Genomic DNA, 4155 nt, shown 5'->3' on the forward strand with positions numbered 1-4155 from the left:
CCCCCCCGCTCCGGAAAGCGCTTTCAGCCCGACACGTCGAGCACGATCTTGCCCACGGCTTTGCCGTCCGCGAGCTGCCGCAACGCCTTCGCCGCGTCGGCGAGCGGGTAGGTCGCGCCGATGTGGGGGAGCGCGCGCTGTTCGGCCAGCAGCGCGGCGAGCTCCGCTTCGTTGCGGCGGAACTCCGGCGGCGGCACGTCCTGGAACTGGAAGCCGAGGATGCGGACTCCCTTGATGAGCACCAGGTTCAGCGGGATCCGCGGGATCTCGCCGGACGCGTAGCCGATCGTCACGAACCGGCCGCCGCGGCGCATCGAGCGCAGCGCGGGCTCGGACAGCGCGCCGCCCACCGGGTCGAGCACCACGTCCGCGCCGTCGGGAATGGCTTCCCGTAAGGCTTCCCGCAGATCGCCCGCGCGGTGGTCGATCAGGTTCGTGGCACCGTGCGACTCGGCGGCGGCCAGCTTCTCCGGCGTGGACGCCACGGCGGTCACCTTGGCGCCGAGCCGGGCCCCGAGCTGCACCGCCGCCAATCCGACCCCGCCACCGGCGCCGAGGACGACCAGCTGGTCCAGCACTTGCAGCCCGGCCATGGATCGGAGGCTGTGGTACGCCGTCCGGTAGGCCACGCCGAACGCGGCCGCCTGCCGGTCGGTGATCCCGTCCGGGATCCGGACCAGCCCGCGGGTGCCCGCGACCACTTCCTCGGCGAACGCGCCGGTGATGCCGGTGCCCGTCACCCTGTCCCCGGCGGCGAACTCGCGCACGTCCTCGGCGACTTCGGTGATCACGCCCGCGAACTCGCTGCCGACGACGAACGGCACCGGCACCTTCACCTGGTACGTGCCGGCCGCGACCAGCACGTCCGGGAAGTTCACCGCCGCCGCGCCGACCCGCACCCTGACCTTGCCCGCGGCCAGCGCGGGCGCGTCGATCTCGGTGACCCGGACGTTCTCCGGCGGACCGTAGGCCTCACAGATCGCGGCGCGCACGCCGGTTCACCGCCCTTTCCACACCGGTTTCCGCTTCTCCACGAACGCCTGCGCCCCCTCTTTCGCGTCCGCGCTGCCGAACACCGACTTCTGCAGCACCTTGTTGCGCTCGGCCGCGCGGGCGGAGTCGGTGACCCCGAGCCGCACCAGCTCCTTGATCGCGGCCAGAGCGAGCGGAGCGTTCTCCGCTATCCGGTCGGCCATCGCGAGCGCGGCCCCGAGCACTTCCTCCCGCGGGACGACGGCGTTCACCAGGCCCAGATCGTAGGCCCGCCGGGCGTCGAGCGGGTCACCGGTCATCGTCATCTCCAGCGCGACCGCCAGCGGGACCCTGGTGCCGATGTTCGTGCCGCCGCCCGCCGGGTACAGCCCGCGTTTCACCTCCGGCAGCCCGAATTTCGCGGTGTCCGCCGCGATGATGACGTCGCAGCCCATCAGCAGTTCCAGCCCGCCGCCGACCGCGGTGCCGTTGGCCGCGCCGACGACCGGCACCGCCAGCTCACCTTGCACGAGCCTGCCGAACGCGGCCCCGCCCTCCGCGCTGCCGGTGCCTTCGCCGGCCGCGAAGGCGCGCAGGTCCATGCCCGCGCAGAAAACCCTGTCCCCGGTGCCGGTGAGCACGATCGCCCTGATCTCCGGGTCCCTTTCCGCCTCGGTGACGGCGCTGCCGATCGCGTCGATGAGGGCGCCGTTGAGCGCGTTGCGCGCCTCGGGCCGGTTCAGGCGGGCGACGAGTACGGCGCCGCGGCGTTCGGTGACGAGTTCGCTCATGATCGATATCCGCTCGACTCGGCCAGCTGCGCGGCTTCCCGCATCAGCCGGAGCACGATGGGCCCGAACGCCTGGAGTTTCTCATCCCCGCCCGCGCGCTGGAAACCCTGTTCCAGCACCACGCCCAGCTTCCACTTCGCGAGCACGAGGTAGTAGTCGATGTCGTCGACCTGGCGGCCGGACACCTCGGCGTAGTGCGCCAGGAGCTGCTCGCGTGACGGCATTCCGCGCAGGTCCTTGTAGCTGGCGTCGGCGGCCTCCGGTGCTTCGGTGTCCTCCGGCCAGCTCTGCAGCATCCAGCCGAGGTCCAGCTTCGGGTCGCCGACCGTGCCCATTTCCCAGTCCACCAGCGCGGCCAGTTTCGCGGGCGCGCCGTCGGCGAACATGACGTTCGCGAACTGGTAGTCGCCGTGCATGATCCCGGGCCGGTAGTCCAGCGGCCGGTGCGCGCGCAGCCACGCCGCGGCCTCGTCGAACCCGGGCAGCTCGCGGCCCTTGATCCGGGAGAGGAACGACGTCCAGCGGTCCACCTGGCGTTCGTGGAACCCTTCCGGGCGGCCGAGATCGTGCAGCCCGCGCGCCTTGTAGTCCACTTTGGACAGAAGGGCGATGCCCTCCGCGAGCTGGTAGCCGAGCCCGGCGCGCGCGGTGAGGTCGGTGTCGAACGGGGCGGGCCAGCTCTTGCGGCCCATGGGCGACCAGCCCTCGACGAACCCCATGAGGTAGAACGGCCTGCCGAGCACGGCGGCGTCCTCGCACACGGCGACGGCCTTGGTGTGCGGGACTTCCGTGCCGTCGAGCGCCTCGACGATGCGCCATTCGCGCAGGATTCCCTTGTCCCGGTCGGCCGGTGCTTCGGGCGGCGGGATGCGGATGACGCAGCGCTCGTCGCCGCGGCGGATCTCGTGGATTTCGTTCTGCGTGCCGCCGGAGAGGAAACTGTGCTCCAGCGGCGCGCCCTTGCCGGGCAGCCCGCGTTCGTCCATCCAGTCCGCGAGCCGGTCGAAGTCGATCACAGGTTCCCCACTTCGTGTTCGAGGAGTTCGGCGAACTTCGCTTTCGCCGCCGCCTGTTTGCGCGGGAGCCATTCGGAGGGCCATTGGTCGGGGGCGGGCTGGTAGTCGCGCAGGACCTGTTTGGCCACGGTCACCTTGTGCACCTCGGTGGGGCCGTCGGCGAGGCCCAGTACCCCGGCGCCGTGGATCATCCGGAAGAACGGCATTTCGTTGGTGACGCCCAGCGCGCCGTGCACCTGCATCGCCCGCCACGCGACGTCGTGCAACACGGTGGGCATGACGATCTTCGCCGTGGCGATGTCCTTGCGCACCTTGCGGTAGTCGTTGTACTTGTCGATCTTCCATGCCGTGTGCAGCACGAACAGGCGGAACTGCACCAGTTGCGCGTAGGAGTCGGCGATGTACCCCTGCACGAACTGCTTGTCGGCGAGCCTGCTTCCCTGGGTGTGGCGCGAAAGGGCGCGTTCGCACATCATGTCCAGCGCCTTCTGGGCCAGGCCGATCGTGCGCATCGCGTGGTGGATGCGCCCGCCGCCGAGCCGTGTCTGCGCTACGGCGAAAGCCTTTCCCTCGCCGCCGAGCAAAGCATCGCCGGGCACGCGGACGTCCTCGTAGTGGATCAGCGCGTGGAACCCCTCGTTGACCGGCTCGCCGAACAGCCCGACGTTGCGTTCGATGTGCACCCCGGGGGTGTCGGTGGGGACCAGGAACATCGACATGCCCTGGTACGCGCTCACCTCGGGATCGGTCACCGCCATCACGATGAGGAACGACGCGGTCTTCGCGTTGGAGGAGAAGTACTTCCAGCCGTTGATCACCCAGCCGTCGCCGTCCTTGACCGCGCGGGTGGTGAACTGGGTGGGATCCGCGCCGGCGTGCGGTTCGGTCATCGAGTAGCTGGAGAACAGCTCACCGTCGAGAAGTGGTTGCAGGTACTGTTTCTTTTGCCTGGGCGTGCCGTAGTGCGCGATGATCTCGGCGTTGCCGGTGTCCGGCGCCTGGCACCCGAACACGTGCGACGCCCAGGGGGAACGGCCGAGGATCTCGTTCAGCAGCGCCAGTTTCAGCTGGCCGTGGCCCTGGCCGCCCAGTTCCGGGCCGAGGTGCGTCGCCCACAGATCCTGGCGTTTCACCTCGTCCTTGAGTGGTTCGAGGATCTTGCGCTTGGTTTCGTCCCGCGGCACGAAGGTGTCCTGTCCCCAGAGCTGATCCAGGGGCTCGACCTCCTCGCGCACGAACTCGTCGGCCCAGTCCAGCTTCCGCTGGTAGTCCGGCTCCGTCTCGAAGTCCCACGCCATCGGTGGCCTCCTCTCCCTGGCGAGAATATCCTTCTCGCTCGGAAGAATGCAATTCTTTCGTGGGGTGGGGCTTGGGGG

4 protein-coding genes are annotated in these 4155 nt (G+C 69.7%); all 4 read right to left on the reverse strand.

Annotation, left to right across the window (positions count from 1 at the left end; translation table 11 throughout):
- Window positions 1-23: 23 nt before the first annotated feature.
- The 4 genes from FPZ12_RS45310 to FPZ12_RS45325 are packed head-to-tail and all read right to left on the reverse strand — an operon-like array spanning window position 24 to window position 4077.
- Window positions 24-992: an NADPH:quinone oxidoreductase family protein gene (locus FPZ12_RS45310; protein ID WP_144762510.1), complete on the reverse strand. Its 969-nt coding sequence runs from the start codon at window positions 990-992 to the stop codon at window positions 24-26.
- A gap of 6 nt (window positions 993-998) precedes the next feature.
- Window positions 999-1763, reverse strand: a complete 765-nt coding sequence (locus FPZ12_RS45315; protein ID WP_144762508.1) for an enoyl-CoA hydratase-related protein — start codon at window positions 1761-1763, stop codon at window positions 999-1001.
- Entirely contained in the window at window positions 1760-2779 is a 1020-nt protein-coding gene (locus tag FPZ12_RS45320) for a phosphotransferase family protein (RefSeq protein ID WP_208026243.1), read from the reverse strand. Before FPZ12_RS45320 ends, FPZ12_RS45315 begins: the two co-directional genes overlap by 4 nt.
- Window positions 2776-4077 (reverse strand): acyl-CoA dehydrogenase family protein, encoded by a 1302-nt coding sequence (locus FPZ12_RS45325; RefSeq protein ID WP_144762504.1) that lies wholly within the window; start codon window positions 4075-4077, stop codon window positions 2776-2778. Before FPZ12_RS45325 ends, FPZ12_RS45320 begins: the two co-directional genes overlap by 4 nt.
- Window positions 4078-4155: the final 78 nt, after the last annotated feature.

This window comes from Amycolatopsis acidicola (assembly GCF_007713735.2).
GTDB lineage: Bacteria > Actinomycetota > Actinomycetes > Mycobacteriales > Pseudonocardiaceae > Amycolatopsis_E > Amycolatopsis_E acidicola.